Source organism: Microbacterium resistens NBRC 103078 (assembly GCF_001552355.1).
Taxonomy (GTDB): Bacteria; Actinomycetota; Actinomycetes; order Actinomycetales; family Microbacteriaceae; genus Microbacterium; species Microbacterium resistens.
In genome coordinates, this window is sequence record NZ_BCRA01000006.1 from 1 (window position 1) to 18846 (window position 18846).

General features: G+C 70.4%; 15 protein-coding genes. 8 read left to right on the forward strand and 7 right to left on the reverse strand.

The annotated features are described in order from the left end of the window. Positions 1-24: 24 nt before the first annotated feature. From MR1_RS00925 to MR1_RS00940, 4 genes are read right to left on the reverse strand one after another with little or no spacing between them, the layout of a single operon-like run. Positions 25-1164, reverse strand: a complete 1140-nt coding sequence (locus MR1_RS00925; protein ID WP_067242541.1) for a bifunctional 2-methylcitrate synthase/citrate synthase — start codon at positions 1162-1164, stop codon at positions 25-27. Positions 1165-1216: 52 nt separating this feature from the next. Then, positions 1217-2122 (reverse strand): methylisocitrate lyase, encoded by a 906-nt coding sequence (gene prpB / locus MR1_RS00930; protein ID WP_067242543.1) that lies wholly within the window; start codon positions 2120-2122, stop codon positions 1217-1219. Then, positions 2122-3648 carry an MmgE/PrpD family protein gene (locus tag MR1_RS00935; RefSeq protein WP_067242545.1) on the reverse strand — a complete coding sequence of 509 codons (1527 nt, stop codon included), beginning with the start codon at positions 3646-3648 and terminating at the stop codon, positions 2122-2124. Before MR1_RS00935 ends, prpB begins: the two co-directional genes overlap by 1 nt. Before the next feature lie 2 nt (positions 3649-3650). Next, positions 3651-4376, reverse strand: coding sequence for a GntR family transcriptional regulator (locus MR1_RS00940; RefSeq protein WP_067242547.1), 726 nt, complete (start codon positions 4374-4376; stop codon positions 3651-3653). Positions 4377-4613: 237 nt separating this feature from the next. On the opposite strand from MR1_RS00940, the gene MR1_RS00945 reads away from it, so the two are divergent. From MR1_RS00945 to MR1_RS00975, 7 genes are all read left to right on the forward strand, one after another. Next, positions 4614-5873, forward strand: a complete 1260-nt coding sequence (locus tag MR1_RS00945) for an ABC transporter substrate-binding protein (RefSeq protein WP_067242549.1) — start codon at positions 4614-4616, stop codon at positions 5871-5873. Between the two features lie 98 nt (positions 5874-5971). Further along, on the forward strand, positions 5972-6955 hold the full coding sequence (locus MR1_RS00950; RefSeq protein ID WP_067242551.1) for a carbohydrate ABC transporter permease: 984 nt from the start codon (positions 5972-5974) through the stop codon (positions 6953-6955). Beyond that, a complete protein-coding gene (locus MR1_RS00955) occupies positions 6955-7809 on the forward strand; it encodes a carbohydrate ABC transporter permease (protein ID WP_067242553.1) in 855 nt (284 codons plus the stop codon). Before MR1_RS00950 ends, MR1_RS00955 begins: the two co-directional genes overlap by 1 nt. Continuing rightward, positions 7806-9722, forward strand: coding sequence for a hypothetical protein (locus tag MR1_RS00960; protein ID WP_067242555.1), 1917 nt, complete (start codon positions 7806-7808; stop codon positions 9720-9722). The genes MR1_RS00955 and MR1_RS00960 overlap by 4 nt, the downstream gene beginning before the upstream one ends. Beyond that, positions 9719-10501, forward strand: a complete 783-nt coding sequence (locus tag MR1_RS00965; protein ID WP_067242557.1) for an RraA family protein — start codon at positions 9719-9721, stop codon at positions 10499-10501. The genes MR1_RS00960 and MR1_RS00965 overlap by 4 nt, the downstream gene beginning before the upstream one ends. After that, positions 10471-11415, forward strand: a complete 945-nt coding sequence (locus MR1_RS00970; protein ID WP_067242559.1) for an aldo/keto reductase — start codon at positions 10471-10473, stop codon at positions 11413-11415. The genes MR1_RS00965 and MR1_RS00970 overlap by 31 nt, the downstream gene beginning before the upstream one ends. A gap of 21 nt (positions 11416-11436) precedes the next feature. After that, positions 11437-12246: an amidohydrolase family protein gene (locus MR1_RS00975; RefSeq protein WP_067242561.1), complete on the forward strand. Its 810-nt coding sequence runs from the start codon at positions 11437-11439 to the stop codon at positions 12244-12246. 19 nt (positions 12247-12265) lie between these two features. On the opposite strand, the gene MR1_RS00980 is transcribed toward MR1_RS00975, so the two are convergent. The 3 genes from MR1_RS00980 to MR1_RS00990 are packed head-to-tail and all read right to left on the reverse strand — an operon-like array spanning position 12266 to position 17617. After that, positions 12266-12925: a GntR family transcriptional regulator gene (locus MR1_RS00980; RefSeq protein WP_067242569.1), complete on the reverse strand. Its 660-nt coding sequence runs from the start codon at positions 12923-12925 to the stop codon at positions 12266-12268. A 19-nt stretch (positions 12926-12944) separates the two neighbouring features. Beyond that, on the reverse strand, positions 12945-13550 hold the full coding sequence (locus MR1_RS00985; protein WP_067242563.1) for an SGNH/GDSL hydrolase family protein: 606 nt from the start codon (positions 13548-13550) through the stop codon (positions 12945-12947). After that, positions 13541-17617, reverse strand: a complete 4077-nt coding sequence (locus MR1_RS00990; RefSeq protein WP_067242565.1) for an Ig-like domain-containing protein — start codon at positions 17615-17617, stop codon at positions 13541-13543. The genes MR1_RS00985 and MR1_RS00990 overlap by 10 nt, the downstream gene beginning before the upstream one ends. Positions 17618-17881: 264 nt before the next feature. Between MR1_RS00990 and MR1_RS00995 the strand changes: the two genes are divergently transcribed. Further along, a complete protein-coding gene (locus MR1_RS00995) occupies positions 17882-18802 on the forward strand; it encodes a carbohydrate ABC transporter permease (protein WP_067242567.1) in 921 nt (306 codons plus the stop codon). The last annotated feature ends 44 nt before the right edge of the window (positions 18803-18846 follow it).

Sequence of the window (18846 nt, forward strand, 5' to 3'; positions counted from 1 at the left end):
GGGGGGGGGGGGGGGGGACGGGCCTTACCCCGCAGAGGGGACGTGCCGCTCGTCGACGCCGACGTAGGCCGACAGCGGGCGGATGAGCGCGTTCGCCGCCGCCTGCTCCATCACGTGCGCGGTCCATCCGGTGACCCGCGACGCGACGAACAGCGGCGTGAAGGTCAGCGTGTCGAACCCGATGAGGTTGTACGCCGGGCCCGACGGGTAGTCGAGGTTCGGGTGGATCCCCTTGCGGGAGACGAACTCCCGCTCCAGGGCGTCGTACAGGTCGGCGACCTCCGGACGGTCGTAGTGCGCGACGAGCGTGTCGAGCGCCGCCTTCATGGTCGGCACCCGAGAATCGCCGTTCTTGTACACGCGGTGCCCGAAGCCCATGATCTTCCGCTTCTCCGCGAGGGCCTCGTCCAGCCAGCCGGTGACACGGTCCGCGCTCCCGATCTCGTCGAAGATGTGCAGCACGGCCTCGTTCGCCCCGCCGTGCAGCGGGCCCTTGAGCGCGCCGATGGCCCCCACGACCGCGGAGTACAGATCGCTGAGGGTCGACGTGATCACCCGCGCGGTGAAGGTCGACGCGTTGAAGGAGTGCTCCGCGTACAGGATCATCGAGCGGTTGAACGCGTCGACGACCACGGGATCCGGCTCCTCGCCGAAGGTCATCCACAGGAAGTTCGCCGAGTAGTCCAGATCGTCGCGCGGGGCGACGATCTCCTGTCCGCGACGGCGGCGCTGTCCGTAGGCGACGATGGCCGGAAGCGCGGCGAACAGGCGGACGCTGCGCTCGAGGTTCGCCTCCCGGCTTCCGCTCGCGTCGAGCACGGATCCCGATCCGCTCGCGTCGGACGCCCCGATCAGGCTGACCGCCGTGCGCACCTCGTCCATCGGGTGCGCCGAGACCGGCACCAGGTCGATCGCCGCCTTGACGTTGTCCGCCAGCGCCCGGTGCGAGCGCTCGGCCGCCCGGAGCGCGTCGAGCTGGTCCTGGTCCGGCAGCTCGCCGTGCCACAGCAGGTAGGCGACCGCCTCGAACGGCTGCGTGGCCGCGAGCTCCTGCACGGGATACCCGCGGTACAGCAGGCTGTTGGTCTCGGGGTTGACCTTCGAGATCGCCGTCGTGTCGACGACGACGCCTGCGAGGCCCTTCTTGATGTCCGGATCGCTCATGTCACTCCTTCGTGTCGGTCGACGCGTTTCGTCTCGTCGCTGCGCTCCTCGCTCAACGAGCGGTGTCGATGGTGAAGTTGAAGACGCTGGTGTCGAAGCGGTTGTAGCCCTCGTAGTCGATGAGCTCGTAGAGTTCGGCCCGATGCTGCATCTCGCCGAGCTTCGCGGTGAGCGCACCGTCCTCCGCCAGCGTATCGAGCGCACGGCCCGCGGCGCCCATCGCGATCCGCAGCAGCGAGACCGGCCAGATCGCGATCCGCACGCCGGCGTCGCGGAGCTGGTCGACCGTGAAGAGGTCGCTCTTGCCGAACTCGGTCATGTTCGCCAGGATCGGCACGTCCAGGGCCTCGGCCATCGCCTCGAACTCTGCGAGCGTGCGCATCGCCTCCGGGAAGATCGCGTCCGCCCCGGCGTCGACCAGCGCCTTCGCGCGGTCGATCGCCGCATCCATGCCCTCCACCGCACGGATGTCGGTGCGTGCCATGAGCAGGAAGTCCGGATCCCGGCGAGCGTCCGCGGCGGCGCGGATGCGCTTGATCGCGGTGCTCTCGTCGACGACGCTCTTGCCGTCGAGGTGACCGCAGCGCTTGGGATTGACCTGGTCCTCGATGTGGAGGCCGGCCAGGCCCGCGTCCTCTATCTCCTGAACGGTCCGGGCGACGTTCATCGGCTCGCCGAACCCGGTGTCCGCGTCGACGATGGCCGGAAGGTCGGTCATCCGGGCGATCTGCCGGGCCCGACCTGCCACCTCGGTCAGCGTGGTCAGCCCGATGTCGGGGAGACCGAGATCCGCCGAGAGCACGGCGCCGGAGATGTAGACGCCGTCGAAGCCCTTGTCCGCGATGAGCCGCGCGGACAGCGGGTTGAAGGCTCCCGGGAAGCGCAGCAGCTCGCCGCTCGCCAGTCGCTCGCGGAACGCCCGGCGCTTCTCGTGCGCCGGCACGGCGGAGTACAGCATCAGAACAGGCCCTTCGGAGCGGGCGCCGCGGCGAGGACGCCGGGCGCGGCCACGATCGAGAGGTCGGCGACCTCCTCCGCGGTGAGCTCGGGAAGGCGCTGCACCAGCGACAGGAAGCGCTCGATCTCCTGCGGCTCCAGCACCGGCTCGGCGAGCAGGCGGAACTTGCGGATGTAGTCCTCCCGGGCGAAGGGGCGGGCGCCGAGCGGATGCGCATCGGCGACGGCGATCTCGTCCTCGATCACCGTGCCGTCCGTCAGCCGGATGACGACCCGGCCACCGAACGCCTTCTCCGCCGGATCGGTCGAGTGGTAGCGGCGCGTCCACTCCTCGTCCTCGGCGGTCGTGATCTTCTGCCACAGCGCCACCGTGTCCTCGCGGCCGGCGCGCTCCGGCGTGTACGAGTCGACGTGATGCCAGGCCCCGTCCTGCAGCGCGACGGCGAAGATGTAGGGGATCGAGTGGTCCAGCGTCTCGCGCGAGGCCGTCGGGTCGTACTTCTGCGGGTCGTTGGCCCCGGAGCCGATCACGTAGTGCGTGTGGTGGCTCGTGTGGATGACGATCGACTCCACGCCCGCCGGGTCGGCCAGGTCGGGACGCTCGTTGTGGAGCTTTCGGGCCAGGTCGATCCAGGCCTGCGCCTGGTACTCGGCGGAGTGCTCCTTCGTGTAGGAGTCGAGGATCGCCCGCTTGGGCTCGCCGGCGGCCGGCAGCGGCACCTCGTACGCGGCGTCCGGTCCGTCGAGCATCCACGCGATCACCCCGTCCTCGCCCTCGTAGATCGGGCTCGGAGAGGTCTCGCCCCGCATCGCGCGGTCCACGGCCTCGACCGCCATCTTGCCGGCGAACGCGGGGGCGTGCGCCTTCCACGTGGAGATCTCGCCCTTGCGGCTCTGCCGCGTCGCCGTGGTGGTGTGCAGCGCCTGGCCGACGGCCTGGTAGATCGTCTCGGGAGAGAGGCCGAGAAGGGTTCCGATCCCGGCGGCGGCCGACGGGCCGAGGTGGGCGACGTGGTCGATCTTGTGCTTGTGCAGGCAGATCGCCTTGACGAGGTCGATCTGGATCTCGTACCCCGTCGCGATGCCGCGGACGAGGGCGCGCCCGTCCGCGCGGACGTGCTGGGCGACGGCGAGGATCGGCGGGATGTTGTCGCCGGGGTGGGAGTAGTCCGCCGCGAGGAACGTGTCGTGGTAGTCGAGCTCGCGCACGGCCACGCCGTTCGCCCAGGCCGCCCACTCCGGGCTGGTCCGGCGCTCGAGCGGGGTGCCGAACACCGTCGCGCCGGCGCCGCCGACGGACACGGGGTGATCCAGCGCCTGCTGACGCGCGGCGCTGACCGGAGCGCGGGTCAGCGAGGCGGCCGCGACGGAGGCGTTGTCGATGATCCGGTTGATGATCATGTCGACGACGTCCTGGTCGACCTCGACCGGGTCGGCGGCGACCTCGGCGATCCGCCAGGCGAGCTGCCCCTCCCGGGGGAGGTTCTCGTCGCTGCGGTGCACGCGGAGGTGGTGGTTCACGGTCATGATCAGTTCTTCTTTCCTTCGGGCGCGGATACCGTGTCGGTCGTTGAGCGAGCGGAGCGGGACGAAACGCCCGCCCCCAGGGAGTCGAGGACGCTCGCCAGCGCGTTGTGCAGGTGCACATGGGTCGCGTGCGCGGCGAGGTCGCCGTCGCCGGCGGCGATCGCCTCGGCGATGAGACGGTGCTCGGCCACCGAGGCGGCAAGTCGGGCCGGGCGGTCCCTGGCCATCCTGCGCACGCGGACGAGATGCGTGCGGACGGTGCGCAGGGCGGCGGTGAGGTAGTCGTTCCCGGCCGCGGCGTCGAGCGCCGCGTCGAAGCGCGCGATGAGCTCCTCGTACGACCGGCGTCCCTCGGGGAGGGTCAGCGCGTCGGCCGCGGCGGCGAACTCGGCCGCGAAACCCGCGAAGACGGCGGGATCGCCGCGGTCTGCCACGATCCGTGCCGCGGACTCCTCCAGCGCGCGGCGCAGCTCGAAGAGCGCCCGGATGTCGGAGGCGTCGATCGGGGCGACCACCGTCACGCGCGGGGACTGCTGCACCACCAGTCCTTCGGCGACGAGCCGGCGCAGGGCTTCGCGCAGGGGGGTGCGGCTGACGCCGAGACGCGCCGCCTGCTCCACCTCGCCGAGCACCGTGCCGGCAGGCAGGTCCCCGGACTGGATGCCGTCGAGCAGGGCGGCGTACGCGCGCTCTCCCGCGCGCTGCGGGCCCTCCTGCGCGATCACCATGGCCTCAGTGTATACATAAACGGATCCACGCGGGGCGCATCAGGGATTCGATCGCCCATTCGTATACACAAGTCGCCACCGTCCGGGGCGCCACATGACTGCAGCCAAGCAGTCACGACGGAGCCTCGGCCACCGCGGATCTGCATCGCCGACCCGAAGGTCAGGTCTTCACAAACGATTATCGATTAGTGTAATGTCGCGAGCGGCCCTCCCTCGTGCATCAGGAAAGGATCAACGATGATCAAGGCCCGACTCCTCCCCCTCGCCGGCGTGGCGGCGGCATCCGCCCTCGCCCTCGCCGGCTGCTCGCCCGCCGCCGCAGGCGACGGCGACGGCGACGTCACTGTCCGCATGCTCGTGAACGTCACCCCGAACCTGACCGAGGAGTTCTGGAACGACCTCGTCGCCCCGTTCGAGGAGGCCAACCCGAACATCGACGTCGTCATCCAGAACCCCGGCGCCGAAGGCGTCGAGGCCGCCGTGCCGCGGCTGCTTGCGGCCGGCGACGCCCCCGACGTCGTGCAGTCCATCGCCCCGACGACCAAGCTCGCCCCCGAGCTCGTCGACCTCTCCGAGTACGAGTGGGCGTCGTCCGGCCCGCTCGCCGACCAGTACTCGATCGACGGCAAGAACTACATGGCCGGGATCGGCGTGCAGCTGCAGAGCCTCTTCTTCTACAACAAGACCGCGTTCGCGGAGGCCGGGATCACCGAGCCGCCCACCTCCGTGGACGAGCTCACCACGGCGCTCGGCAAGCTCAAGGACGCCGGGTGGACGCCGATCCAGACCGGCGGTGACTGGATGAGCAGCCACACGCTGCAGGCGCTGGGCCTGCCGACGATCATCACCGAGGATCCGGAGTGGTTCCAGAACATGTCGGCGGGCGACGTCACCTTCAGCGAGACGTACGGCGACGCGGTCGAGACGTACGCCGACTGGGTGGCCCAGGGCTACATCCCCACCGATGCCCTCGGCATCAAGTACCCGGATGCCGAGCAGGCCTTCCTGTCCGGCAAGACCGCCGTCTACTCGATGGGAAGCTGGTTCGCCGGGACCCAGGCCAAGGCGGCGGACTCCGCCGACATCGGGGTCTTCCGGGCTCCGGCCGCGAACCCCGGTGACCAGCCGGCCATGGGCGCCAACATCGCCAGCCCCTACTCCATCCTCAAGGCCAGCAAGAACCAGGACGCCGCGGCGAAGCTCATCGAGTTCCTCACCACCGACCAGACCGCGGTGAGCGACCAGCTCGCGGTCGACGGCAACTTCCGCGACGGGTACGAGTACGACATGACGCCGCTCGGCGAGGAGCTGCTCCAGATCGTCGCCGACACGCCCGCCGAGGCGTACACGCCGACCGGCGGCGGCTACGGCGAGCGCACGCTGCCCGACGGCTACGCGGGCGAGATCAACACCCAGACCCAGGCCCTGATCGGCGGCGCACCGGCCGACCAGGTGCTGAAGGCCATGGACGACTGGTTCGCCGCCAACGCCGGATGACCCGGTGGCGCCGGGGACGCACCGTCCCCGGCGCCTTCCCGGCGCCTTCCCGCGCCCTCCCCACGAACGCGCCACCGAGAACGAGAGTGCCGCACGCCATGACTCCGCCCACCACGACCGCGCCCTCCCCGGCCGCGGCCCCCTCCCTGACCGGACCGTCGACGCCGACGAGCTCCCATCCCGGCCGTCGCCGCCGCACCGCGCTGCAGCGGTGGAGGACGCTGCTCCCCGGCATCCTGATGGGCGGTCCGGCCGTCGCGGTCTTCCTCGCGATGTTCGTCATCCCGATGATCCTCGCCGCGGTGCTCAGCTTCACCGACTGGAACGGGTACAGCCTCAACTTCTCCTTCGTCGGCTGGGAGAACTACCTCAAGGCGTTCCGCAGCCCACGGTCGACGCAGGCCGCGGTCTTCACGGGCGTCATCGCCGTGGTCGGGACGATCCTCTGCAACGCCGTCGGCCTCGCGATCGCCGCGCTCATCTCGGGTCCCGGACGCTCGAACACGATCCTGCGCACGATCTTCTTCTACCCCTACGTGATCAGCGCCCTCATCATCGGCTTCCTGTGGTCGGCCATGCTCTCGCCCACGGGCGCCGTCAACGGACTGCTCGGCACGCTGGGGCTCCCGGCCCTGCCGTTCCTCACCGACCCGACCTTCGCGAAGGCGAGCGTCATCTTCACGATCGTGTGGTCGCACTTCGGCTTCAACATGATCCTGTTCCTCGCCGGGATCAAGTCCGTCCCGGCCGAGTACTACGAGGCGGCGACGGTGGACGGCGCCTCGCGGTGGCAGCAGTTCCGCTCCATCACGCTTCCGCTCATCGCGCCCGTCTTCACCGTGAACCTCGTGCTCACCCTCGTCGGGCTCCTCAAGGCGTACGACGTGGTCCTGTCGCTCACCGACGGCGGGCCCGCCGGCTCCACGCAGACCATCGTCTACCAGATCCTCAAGGACTCGTTCGCGAACTCGGCCCTCGGCTTCGGGGCCGCACAGTCCATGATCCTCCTCATCGTCACCGCGGTGGTCGGCCTCGCCGTCACCCTCGTGCGACGCCGTGCCGAGCAGAAGGCGACCGACTGATGACGCAGACCCGCAACCGCCCGGCCCTCGCCGTCAGGGCGATCCGGTGGATCGTCCTCGGCGTCGTCGCGATCACGATGCTGATCCCGATGTACACGATGCTGATCAACGCCTTCAAGCCCCAGGCCCAGATCATCGAGAACCCGCTGCTCATCACCCCGCAGATGTTCACGCTCGACCACCTGTGGGCCGCGATCACGAGCAGCAAGTTCAACGTGATCGCCGCGTACGGCATCACGCTGCTGTTCGTCGTGCTCGTGAACCTGTGCTGCATCGCCCTCGCCGCGCCCGTCGCCTACGTCATCGCCCGCGGGCGGTCGAAATGGCACCTGGGTCTCCTGCTGCTCTTCGTCTCCGGGCTCTTCATCCCCGGCCAGGTCACGCTGATCCCCGTGGTCTTCGTGCTCCGCGTGCTCGGGCTCATCAACACGATCCCCGGGTTCATCCTGTTCGAGACCGCGGCGACCCTGCCGGTGACGATCTTCCTGTTCACCGCCTACCTGCGCAGCGTGCCGCGGGACATCGACGAGGCCGCGTCGCTCGACGGCGCCGGGCCGATCCGCGCGTTCTGGGCGTGCATCTTCCCGATCATGAAGCCCGTCGTCGCGACCGTCGTGGTGCTCAACTCCATCGGGGTGTGGAACGACTTCGTGAGCCCGCAGATCATCCTCGGGCCGAGCTCCGGGATCTACACGGTCACGACGGGCGTCTACGCGGCGGTCGGACAGTTCTCCACCGACTACACGCAGGTGTTCCCCACTCTCCTCCTGGCCGTGCTGCCCGCGATGGTGTTCTTCATCGTGATGCAGCGCCACATCATCGGCGGCCTCGTCGCCGGGGCGACGAAGGGATGACCGTGCCCGAGACCGCACTCACCCGCCCGCTGCGCACCATCCCGGCCTGGGCCGTGCTGCAGCGCCGGCTCTTCACCGAGGCCGAAGAGGCCCGGCGGCTCTTTCGCGACCGCTACACGCTGCCGGACGGGCGCCTGCGCGGCGTCGCCGAGTTCGTCGACCGCGACGGCGTGGACGACCTGTACGAGCCCTTCTTCAACTGGCCCGCGTTCTACCTCCTCGGCGGGCCGGACGAGGTCCTCGCCGACTCCAAGCGGCACTGGGAGGGGGTGACGGCCCAGCTCACCGCAGCGGGGATGCTCACGGAGGAGTACGACAACGGCTACGACTGGTTCCATCAGGGCGAGTCATTGCTCTTCCTCGCCGGCATCTGCGCCGCCGACCCCGCCGACACCGCGTTCGCGGCCCGTGCCGCACGCTTCGCCGCGCTCTTCGCCGACCCGGCGAAGGGCAACTACGACGCCCAGCGCAACATGATCCGTTCTCCGCACAACGGCGCCCTGGGCGCGCGCGACGGCCTGGACGACAAGGTCGTGCCGTACACGGCGGATCGGGACGAGATGCGCCCCTACGGTCTGCCGCTGCAGGGCCTCGACGGCATCGCCTCCTGGGACGACCTCGCCGACCCGGCCAACGCCCGGCGGATGGCCGAGGAGATGCAGCGCCGGGCGGCCGGGGACGTCGCCGTCAACCTCGCCGCCACCTCTCTCGCTGCGAACCGATGGCTCTACGACGGCGATGAGGAGGCGGCCGCGTGGATCCGCCGGTACGTCGACGGCTGGCGCGCGCGAGCGGACGGCGGCCTGCTTCCCGACAACGTCGGTCCGGACGGCGCGGTCGGCTCTCTCCACGACGGCCGGTGGTGGGGCGGCCACTACGGCTGGGCCTGGCCGCACGGTCTGCACTCCGTCGGCATGAGCGCCCTGATCGGCGCGCTGAACCACGCCCTCGTCACCGGCGACGACGTCGCTCTCGACCTCGTGCGCACGATGCTCGACACCGTGCTCGCCGAGGGGCGCACCGGCAGTGTCGCGGAGTCCGCGTACAGCCTGCGCGGCGGGTGGATGGCCCGGCTGGGCGCCGCCGCCGCCGAGCCCGGCCTGCTCGTCCCCTACCGTCACGGCGCGGACGGCTGGTTCGACTTCGGTCCGCTGCAACTCGACCTCCCGCTGTGGCTGTGGTGGTGGTCGCGACGGGCGTCCGACCGGGAGCGGCTGGAGACGGCGATCGCCGGGCTCCCCGCCTCGGCCGACCTCGTCGCGCCGTTCCGCGACAAGGAGGAGGCGGGGCACGAGGCCGGCTGGTTCGCCTTCCTCTCCGGCGACCTCCCCGACTATCCGGTGCGGGCGCTGGAGATGGCGCTCGGCCAGGTGGCGCGCCGGGCCGCCATGATGCTCGCCGACGACCGCGACCCCGACGCCGCGCATCTGCACTTCTGGCAGCGCGTGAATCCGGTGGTGACCGAGGTGCTGACCCAGCTCGTCGGCGGCGCCCCGCAGGTCCTCTACAACGGTGGGCTCGGATTCACGGCCCTCCGCTACGAGGACGCCGACCGCGCGCGGCCCGGCCTCCCGGAGGACGTCGCCGCGCTCGTGCACCGCCTCGACGACCGCGGCATCGGCCTGCAGCTCGTGAACACCTCCGCCGTGCACACGCGCACGGTGCGGCTGCGCGGCGGGCGCTTCGGCCTCGACCGGATCGTCCGGGTGACCGCCACCGGTGAGGAACCCGGCTTCTGGCCGGGGGCGTCCGGCACCTACGCGGCTCCGGACGCCCCGATCGTCACGACGACGCTCGACGTCGACGACGACCTCGTGGTGACCCTGCCGCCGGCGCACGGCGCCGACCTCGACCTGACCATCGCGCGTGCGACCGGATCGCCGCGCCACCTGTTCCCCGAAGGAGACGCATGAGCGCCGATCTGATCCGACCCGACTTCGCCCTGCCCGTGCGGGGTGGGGCCTACCAGAGGCCCTCGCGCGAGATGGTCGACTCCTTCGCCGCGATCTCCTCCGCCACCGCATGCGCCAAGCTGCACGGACTCGGGATCCGGCGCAGTTACATCGAGGGACCGGCACCGCTGAGCCTCGGCCAGCGCGTCGTCGGATCGGCGCTCACGCTGCAGTTCATGCCGCAGCGTGAGGACATGGCGTCCGGCGACGGCCAGGAGTACGCCGAGCGGCACACGGCCCTCTGGCACGTGCTCGAGGCCGTGCAGCCCGGCGACGTGCTGGTGATCCAGGCCTACGGCAGCCGGTTCTCCGGCTGCATCGGCGACATCCTGGCCCGCTACTTCGCGCGCAAGGGCGGCGCGGGGATCGTCGTGGACGGCCGCATCCGGGACGCGGGCCGCATCCGCGAGCTCGGCATCCCGGTGTGGTCGACGGGGACGACCCCGCACTACGCTTCGCAGTCGGACCTCGTGCCGTGGGCGTACGATGTGCCCGTCGCGGTGGGCGGAGCCCTGTGCATGCCGGGCGACCTCGTAGTCGCGGATGACGACGGCCCCGTCGTGGTGCCGCAGGCCATGGCGCCGCAGGTCGTCGACGACGCGCGCGATCATGAGGAGTGGGAGGTCTTCAGCCGCCGCCGTCTCGACGAGGGCGCCCGCCTGAGCGACTACTACCCGTTGACCCCCGACAGCCGCGAGGAGTACGAGGCATGGCGTTCCGTCCAGAGCTCCGTCCGCTGAACCCCGGCGTCGCCGCGCGCGACGATGCCGGCCTCGGGTGCGCCCCGATCGGCAACCTCTTCGCCCCGGTCGCCGACGCGGATGCGGTCGACACCGTGCACGCGGCGCTCGCGCGGGAGGTCCGGTTCTTCGACACCGCTCCCCTGTACGGCTCGGGCGAGAGCGAGCGGAAGCTCGGCCTCGCCCTCCGCGGTGTGCCGCGGGGCGACTATGTGATCGCGACGAAGGTCGGCCGGGTGCTCGTCGATGCGGCCGGCCGCCCCGTTGCGGGAGCCGCCAGCGGGCACGACTCGGTCGTCGACCTCAGCAGGGATGGCGTGCGGAGGAGCCTCGACGGCAGCCTCGCCCGCCTCGGTGTCGACCGCGTGGACGTGCTACACCTCCACGACCCCCTGGACGTAGAGGCGGCGTTCGCGACGGCACTCCCGGCCCTGGTCGAACTGCGCGACGAAGGGGTGGTGCGCGCGATCAGTGTGGGGCTCGGGCGGCTCGACCCCCTGGAGCGGTACGTCGCCGAGGCGCCGCTGGACGTGGTGATGGAGGCCGGCCGGCTCACGCTGCTCGACCGCACCGCCCTGGACCGGCTGCTGCCGACCGCGGCGGCCCGCGGCATCGGGGTGCTCGCGGCCGCGGTGTTCAACTCCGGCATCCTCGTCGATCCGGTCGGCTCCCCCTTCTTCGAGTACAAGCCCGCGCCACCGGCGCTGCGGGAGCGGGCGGAGCGCCTACAGGCCGTGTGCGCCGCGTACGGCGTGCGCCTCGCGGATGCCGCGGTGCAGTTCCCGCTGCGGCATGGTGCGGACGCCGTGGTCGTCGGGGCGCGGACCCCCGCGGAGGTGGACGCGTTCGTGGACGGCCTCGATGCCGCACTGCCGGCCGCCTTGTGGGACGCCCTCGACGCGGAGGCGGCATGACCGCGCGGCACGGGAGCTGACGTGCGGATCGTCGACGCCCATGTGCACGTCTGGGATGCGGACGCCGTGCCGATCCCCTGGTTCCGCGACGACCTCGGGCTTCCCCGGCAGGCCGCGGCCGCCCGCCTCGGACGGGAGCTGACGGACGCCGGCGTCTCCTCCGCCATCGCCGTGCAGGCGGCGGACTCGGTGGCGGAGGCGGAGTGGCTGACCGCGACCGCCGCAAGCGACCCCTTCCTCCGGCGCGTGGTGCTGCAGTACACCCCGGCGCGGGGGCGAGCCGCCGGTGCCACGGCGGTCGCCTTCTCCCCGGCCGTCGTGGGAGTGCGGGCCGCGGTGCCGCAGTTCGCCGCCGATCTCTCCGACGTGGACGGCCTGGACGCCCTCGCCGACGGTCTCGGCGCGACCGGCCGCACCCTGGAGCTGCTGATCCGCCCGGAGCAGCTCCCCGCGGCGGCCGCCCTCTCGCGCCGGCACCCCGGTACCGCGGTTGTCGTCTGCCACCTCGGCCTCGGCGCTCGGACGGCCGATGCCGCGTGGCGCTCCGCCCTCGCCGCGGCCGCCTCGGCCCCGGGGGTGTCGGCGAAAGTCTCCGGTCTCGACCTCCCGACGCGCGGCGAGGACGAGTCGCGGGCACTGCTGCGGCTCGCCGTCGACCTCTTCGGCGCCGAGCGGCTGTCCTTCGGCAGCGATTGGCCGATGTCCACGCGAGCGACGACCTATGCCGCGGTGCTCGGCGCGACCCACGCCGCGCTTCCTCCGCTGTCCGATGTCTCGGCCCGCGCCTTCTGGTCCGAGACCGCCGACCGTCTCTATCCGCTCCCCGCGTAGCCCCGCGTCGCGGGCCGGCTCAGGCGGGGTCGTCGAGCAGAGTGCCGGCGGCGTGGGCGCGGAACAGGGCGGAGGCCGCCTCCTCGTCGCCGGCGTCCAGCACGTCGAGGAGCCCTTCGTGCCAGTCCGCGACCTCATGCCAGTCCCCCGTGAAGGTGGGGTCGCCGAGCACGTGCATGACGCGCAGGCTCGGCTCCAGGAGGTCCCACATCCGGGGGAGGTAGACGTTCCCGCTGGCCTCGATCACCGCACGGTGGAAGGTGAAGTCGAGCTCGCGGAACCGCGCGAGGTCCTCCGCCTCGGCGGCCTCGTGCATCTGCGCGATGAGGCCGACGAGCTCGACCCGGCGGGCAGGGTCCAGCGCGCCGCAGGCCAGCCGGCCGGCCAGCCCCTCCAGCTCGACGCGGGCGACCTTGGCCTGCGCCGCCTCCTCGGCGGAGTAGCTCGCGACGAAGTTGCCCTGATGCCGCACGTGCGACACGAGCCCCTCATGGGCGAGCCGCTTGAGGGCGTCGCGCACCGGTGCCTGGCTCACCTGCATCTTCCGGGCGAGCTGCGACTCCACGAGCTGCTCGCCGGGGGCCAGCGTCGAGTCCTTGATCATCGCCTTGATGAGCGCGTAGATCTGATCCGACAGCAGCCCGCGCTGCAGTCCCGCCGTGCCCAGAGCATCCGTCATGACCATCAGTCTACGTCCGTTATCGACTATCGCTAATGGACCGGGCCGCGCGCCAGGCGTCGGCGATCAGGACGGATCCGCGGGGCGTCGGGTGTACGCCGTCCGGAGCGAGCTCCGCGACCGGATGCTCCTTGGCCGCCGCCGTGAACACGTCGTGCAGCGGCACGAGCGCCGCCCCGCGCTCGGCGGCGAGGGCCCGCACCGCCGCCCGCTTCCCGTCGAGGTCGTCGAGCCACGCCCGCTGCTCCTCCGTCACCGGGAGGAAGTACGGCTCCATGAGGATCAGCCGCGGAGCGTGAGCCGCCGCCACCCGGTCGAGGAGCCCGCCGAGCGTCGCGGCGAAGTCCTCGGCCGAGGTCGGGTCGTCGCTGTCGAAGCGCCGCCACATGTCGTTCACGCCGACGTACACGGTCAGCAGCTCCGGTGCCGTCGGCAGCAGCTCCGCGTCCCACCGGGCGGCGAGGTCGCGGGCGCGGTCCCCCGCGATCCCGAGGTTGCGGACCGTGGCTCCCGCGGCCTGCAGCTCGGGGGCGAGGAGCGACACGTACCCGTCCCCGAAGGAGTCCGGATCGGATCGGTCACGCCCGGCGTCGGTGATCGAGTCTCCGATGAAGGTCACCCGCATCGTGGCACGTCCTGTTCGTCATCCTTGAGCTTGGGGCGCACCGAGATCGGGAGCTCGACGCTCGCGCCAGCGTACGTCACGGTGAGCGTGAGGTGCGGGCGCACCCTGCTGCTGTCGAAGCCGGTGACCATGTCGGCGGTCACCTGCTGGGTGGTGCGCGATCCGTCGCTCCAGTCCACGCCCAGCAGCATGCCGGTCACGTCGAGCTCCTCGCCGCGCACGTAGCGGGTCTTCGGGTCGGCCTCGGGCGCCCAGCAGACGCCCGTCACCGTCGCGGGCGGCGGCGTCGGGCGCACGGCCAGGGTGTTCGTCTTGCCGTAGTGGTAGACGTTGAAGAAGCCGTCCGCACCGATGCGGAGGTTCTCCCTGGCGTCGACCATGTTCCACACGGTCACGTCGTCGACTCGGAGCACGATGCGGGTGCCGCCGTCCTCGGCGACGGCCCCGAACTCGATGCGGTGCGTGGACCCCGGCTCGATGACCGTGTTGGGGATGCTGTCGAGCATGGTCTGCCCCGGGGTCCAGCTCTGGAACTCGATCACGTCCTCCTTGATCACCGCGAGGTATCCGGTGTTGGAGTTCTGCCAGGCGGGAAGGCCGGTCTGGTCGGAGCGCGCCTGGAAGCCGTACCAGCCCCCGTCGAAGGCGCCGAACTCCGCCTCGAATTGCAGCAGGGTGTCGCCGAAGCGCTCGGCCTCGTAGCCGTGCACGCCCTGACCGCTGATCACGACACCCGTGTCGTCCACCGCGATGAGGTCGGACTCACTCCAATTCGCCCCGTCCTTCAGCTGGCCGTCCAGGCGGGTGGTCGGGTACTCGGCATCGTCCACGGTCACGGTGACCGTGTCGCTGAGGCTCGGATCGGCGACCGAGGTCGCGGTGATCGTCGCCGTGCCGGCCGTCACCCCCGCGATGCGTCCGCCGGAGACCGTGGCGACCTCCGGGGCGTCGGTCGTCCAGGTGACCCGGGCGTCGCTGGCGTCCTCCGGGGCGACCGTGGCCACGACCGACCGCCGCTCGCCGACCGTCAGGCCCACCGCGTCGGCGTCCAGGCTCACGCCCGTGACCGGCACGCCCGAGAGTGAGAACCCGATGTCGTCGAGGTCGAGCGAGGCGTAGTTCTCCACGTAGAACCCGACCCGGCCCGCCGCACCGGGACCGGGGTCGGCGCCTTCCAGCGCGATCGCCCCGTTCACGGAGATGCGGATCCGCCCGTCCTGCACCGCGATCCGCACGTGCGAGGTCGCCCCGGGTGTCAGCCCCTGCGCCGCAGGCACGACCTTCTCGGCGACGACCTTCCAGGCGTCGTCGAAGATCGTCCAGGTCGGACCGGCCGCGGTCTGGCGGAAGCGGATGTACCCGCCGCCCTTGCCGTTGCGGTTGTAGACGATCAGTCCCGCGTTCTCGGGCGTGGTCGCCGGTGCCGTGACGTCGACGTCGAGCACGAACTCCGTGAAGTCCCGCGGCAGGATGCTGTTCGCGCCCTTGAGGATCCGGTAGACCCTGTCACCGGACGCATCCACCTGGATGGAGCGGTTCGGGTCGGTCGGCCAGCCGTTCGCCCCCGACTCGAAGTCGGTGAAGTGCAGCACGCCGTCGCCCTCCTCGACGATCACCTCGATGGTCGCGGTCTTGGCGGCATCGGCTTTAGCCGTCGCCGTCACCGTGGTCGTACCGGGGCCCATGCCGAGCACTACGCCCTTGTCGTTGACGGAGGCGACGGCGGGGTCGGCCGACGCGTAGGTCACCGCGGCGTCGTCGGCGTTCCAGGGCAGCGGCACGGCGCGCACGCGCACCTCGTCGCCCGCGTCGATCGTGAGCGTGTCGCTGTCGAACGCGATGTCCTCGAGCGGGATGGTCTGCGGCTGCTGCGTCTGCCCGATCGCGCCGTCGACCCCGATCTCGCCGAAGGCGATGGCCTCGAAGCCGGGGATCCGGTCGAACACGGCTGCATCGGCCTTCAGCGTGTAGTCGCCGTTCGCGGCGTCCACGAAGCCGGGGTCGGCGTCGGCCACCCAGTTGTCCTCGTAGTTCAGGAGGTTCTTCCCGTCCTTCGCGCCGTGCTCGTTGACGCCGGTCATCCGGGCCCGGTTCGGGTTCCACACGACGTTCTCCGCGAACGTGCTGTGGTTAGGGAAATAGTGGTCGTCCTCGAAGAAGTGCGCGAGTTCGGGGTACTTCGTCAGATACGGCGTGCCGACGAAGTCGTTGTTGTCGGCGAACACCTTTTCCCAGGCCGGCATGTAGTCGCGGTCGACGACGTTGCCCTCGTGGTCGCCCATCCACTGCTCGTAGTTGTCGTACGGGGCGTAGGCGTCGACGAAGACGTTGTTGCGCGCCTCGATGTAGTCGGCCGAGCCGCTCTTGATCGCACCGTTGCCCATGTTCACGAACACGTTCTTCTCGATCGTGAGGTCCCACGTGAAGTTGTCGGCGTAGATGCCCTCGACGCCCGCCATGCCGACGCCGATGTCGTGGAAGTAGTTCTCCCGGAACACATGGCCGCGCTGCTGCGGGGTCTTGCCGGAGTTCATGTAGATCGCACCGAGGTCGTGGAACTGCTTGCAGACGTCGTACACCTCGTTGCGCTCGAACAGGTGGTCGTTGCCGTGCACGATGATCCCGGGATGCGGGGCGTCGTGGATCTCGTTGTCCCTGGCGATGTTGCCGACGCCATCGAACATCACGCCCGGGTTGTAAGCCTTGTGGTAGTACGCGAAGTCGGCGATCTCGGAGTTCTCGACCCGGTTGCGGCCGGGTTCGAGCGTCGTCTTGTCGCCGCCCTGGAGCACCACGCCGACGCCGCCGACGTGCGTGATCCGGCTGTCGGTCACGGCGTGGTCGCGGCCGCCGCGGTTCACCGGGATGCCGTCGTACGTGTAGCGCCCTGGCGAGTTGATGAGCACGCCGCCGTCGGTGAAGTTGCGGATGTCGCTGTGGGAGATCGTGACGTTCGAGCCGCCGAGGATCACCGCGGCCGTCGCACGCCCGTACTCCATCACAAGGTCCTCGAAGGCGACGTGCGAGGCGCCGTCGGCGCGCAGCATCGGCTCGTCGAGCGTCGTCACGGTCACGTCGCCGCGCCCCGAGGTGAACGCGGCATTGGGGATCAGGTAGAGCTTCCCGGCAGCGCGGTCGATGTAGTACTCGCCGGGGGCGTCGAGCTCCTCCAGCAGGTTCTGCGCGAAGTGGAAGTCGGGGAACCAGCTCTTCATGATCCCGGACATCTCGCCGTAGCGGAGGGTGATGGTCTTCGCCTCGGTGTCGATGCTCTCGATCTTGTTGTACGACCACTCCCAGCTGTAGCCGAAGATGCCGTCCAGCCACACGTCCTCGGCCTGGGTCCAGTGCTTCGGACGGTCGTAGCCGTAGGTGAACGTGCCGCCGCGCTCCTGCAGGTCGGCGTCGTTGCGGTCGGGACCGGCGTCGATGATGTCGCCCATCTGCACGGTCGGGGTGGCCGCGTCGGCGTTGGGCCAGCGCGCGAGGGTCATGCCCTGGCCGTCGATGAACAGCTCCATGGGCGGCGTGGTGCTGACGTCGTTGGCCTTCCAATAGCCGTGGCGACTGAGCTGGCCGTAGTCCGTGATGCCGAGAGCCGCGAGGTCAATCCCGATCACGCGGTCACGAGCGGCGGGATCGACGATGCGGTCGGTCACGGCGGCGTCGTTCACCGGGGCGAACGCGTCCCGGGGCAGCTCCCGACCTCCGGTGAGGGTGGCCGTCTCCCCCGGGTACGAGCGGTAGGTGATGGGGGCGTCGGCGGCGCCGGAGTCCTGCGCGCCGATCTCGAACGAGGCGCTGCGCGGGTACTCGCCCTCGCGCAGGTAGACCGTGAGACCGCCGGCGGGGAGGCCGGGGCCCGCCTTCACCGCGCGGATCCGGTCGCGGGCGCCCTCCAGGGTCGCGAGGGGGTCGTCGATCGTGCCGGCGGCCGCGTCGTCACCCCCCGGCGCGAGGTAGAGCGCGTCGTCGTCCGCGGCGACAGCCGCCGCCGACGGGACCACCGCAGCGAGGGCGGATCCGAACACGGCCGCCAGGGCCAGACTTGCCAGCGCACGCTTCATTGCGTCTCCGAACTTGTCGCTTCCCGCACGACGGATCTCATGCGGCGCCGCGGGGCGGCTCCTCCGACCGTAGCCAATCGATAATCGACTAGCAAGCATCGATATTCATGGCTTCATCAGTCCCCACAAATCCACCATTTTCCATCAGTTTCGGACTATTGAGTTCTCCGGTTGACGCAGCCGTGATCCGCCGGAAATACTAAGGACGCCCGAGACCGCACCTCGAGAGTGCGGACACATCACCCCAGGCCAAGGATGACCTAGATGACAGAACAGACCATTTCCTCACAGATAGGAACAGGTCGTCGGCCCCGTCGCCTCTCGGACGGGATGTTCGCCCTCCTCCTCACGGCTCCCGGCCTCACCCTTCTCGCCGCCGTCGTGGTGTATCCGCTGATCACGGCCCTCATCACCGCGTTCTACAAGCAGAGCCTCGTCGAGCCCGGCCGCGAGTTCGTCGGCCTCCAGAACATCGTCGACGTGCTGACCGGTGAGTTCTTCCCGCTCCTCACCCAGACGCTCGTCTTCACGCTGGGAACGACCGTCGCGCCGTTCGTGATCGGCTTCGGCCTCGCCCTCGCCCTGAACACGCGCCTGCGCGGTGCCAAGGTGCTCCGCGGGCTCATGCTCATCCCGTGGCTGATACCGGGCGTGGTCGTGTCATTCCTGTGGATGTGGATCTTCAACGCCAACTACGGCGTGCTCAACGCCGCGCTGGAGACCGTCGGGCTCATCGACTCGCCGCAGGCGTGGCTCGCGAACCCCACCACCGCCATGATCGCCGTGATCGTCGCGAAGACGTGGCAGTCGTTCCCCTGGATGATGGTCATGCTCCTCGCCGGCCTGCAGACCGTGCCGATCGAGCTGCACGAGGCCGCCGAGATCGACGGCGCCGGCACCATCCGCCGCTTCTTCTCCATCACGGTGCCGCAGATGAGCGGCATCATCGGCCTCGTGATCCTGCTGGAGTTCATCTGGAACTTCCAGCACTTCGACATCATCTACGTCCTCACCGGCGGCGGTCCCGCCGGCTCCACGCAGACGTTCGCGACCGCGGTGTACGAGACCGCGTTCGACGGCTTCGACCTCGGGCACGCCGGGGCGATCGGCCTGCTCTGGATGATCCTGCTGATGGCGCTCGTCGTCGTCTACGTCCGCCTGTCCGAGAAGGGGGAGAAGCGATGACCGCCGTGCTGACCGAGGAGACGGTGACCGCCGTCCCCGCCCCG

Coding starts and splice junctions, on each gene's coding strand:
- MR1_RS00935 (WP_067242545.1), bottom strand. CDS start 3,648: ATGACCGTGAACCACCACCTCCGCGTGCACCGCAGCGACGAGAACCTC.
- MR1_RS00990 (WP_067242565.1), bottom strand. CDS start 17,617: ATGAAGCGTGCGCTGGCAAGTCTGGCCCTGGCGGCCGTGTTCGGATCC.
- prpB (WP_067242543.1), bottom strand. CDS start 2,122: ATGCTGTACTCCGCCGTGCCGGCGCACGAGAAGCGCCGGGCGTTCCGC.
- MR1_RS00950 (WP_067242551.1), top strand. CDS start 5,972: ATGACTCCGCCCACCACGACCGCGCCCTCCCCGGCCGCGGCCCCCTCC.
- MR1_RS00955 (WP_067242553.1), top strand. CDS start 6,955: ATGACGCAGACCCGCAACCGCCCGGCCCTCGCCGTCAGGGCGATCCGG.
- MR1_RS00945 (WP_067242549.1), top strand. CDS start 4,614: ATGATCAAGGCCCGACTCCTCCCCCTCGCCGGCGTGGCGGCGGCATCC.
- MR1_RS00960 (WP_067242555.1), top strand. CDS start 7,806: ATGACCGTGCCCGAGACCGCACTCACCCGCCCGCTGCGCACCATCCCG.
- MR1_RS00970 (WP_067242559.1), top strand. CDS start 10,471: ATGGCGTTCCGTCCAGAGCTCCGTCCGCTGAACCCCGGCGTCGCCGCG.
- MR1_RS00965 (WP_067242557.1), top strand. CDS start 9,719: ATGAGCGCCGATCTGATCCGACCCGACTTCGCCCTGCCCGTGCGGGGT.
- MR1_RS00985 (WP_067242563.1), bottom strand. CDS start 13,550: ATGCGGGTGACCTTCATCGGAGACTCGATCACCGACGCCGGGCGTGAC.
- MR1_RS00925 (WP_067242541.1), bottom strand. CDS start 1,164: ATGAGCGATCCGGACATCAAGAAGGGCCTCGCAGGCGTCGTCGTCGAC.
- MR1_RS00940 (WP_067242547.1), bottom strand. CDS start 4,376: ATGGTGATCGCGCAGGAGGGCCCGCAGCGCGCGGGAGAGCGCGCGTAC.
- MR1_RS00995 (WP_067242567.1), top strand. CDS start 17,882: ATGACAGAACAGACCATTTCCTCACAGATAGGAACAGGTCGTCGGCCC.
- MR1_RS00980 (WP_067242569.1), bottom strand. CDS start 12,925: ATGACGGATGCTCTGGGCACGGCGGGACTGCAGCGCGGGCTGCTGTCG.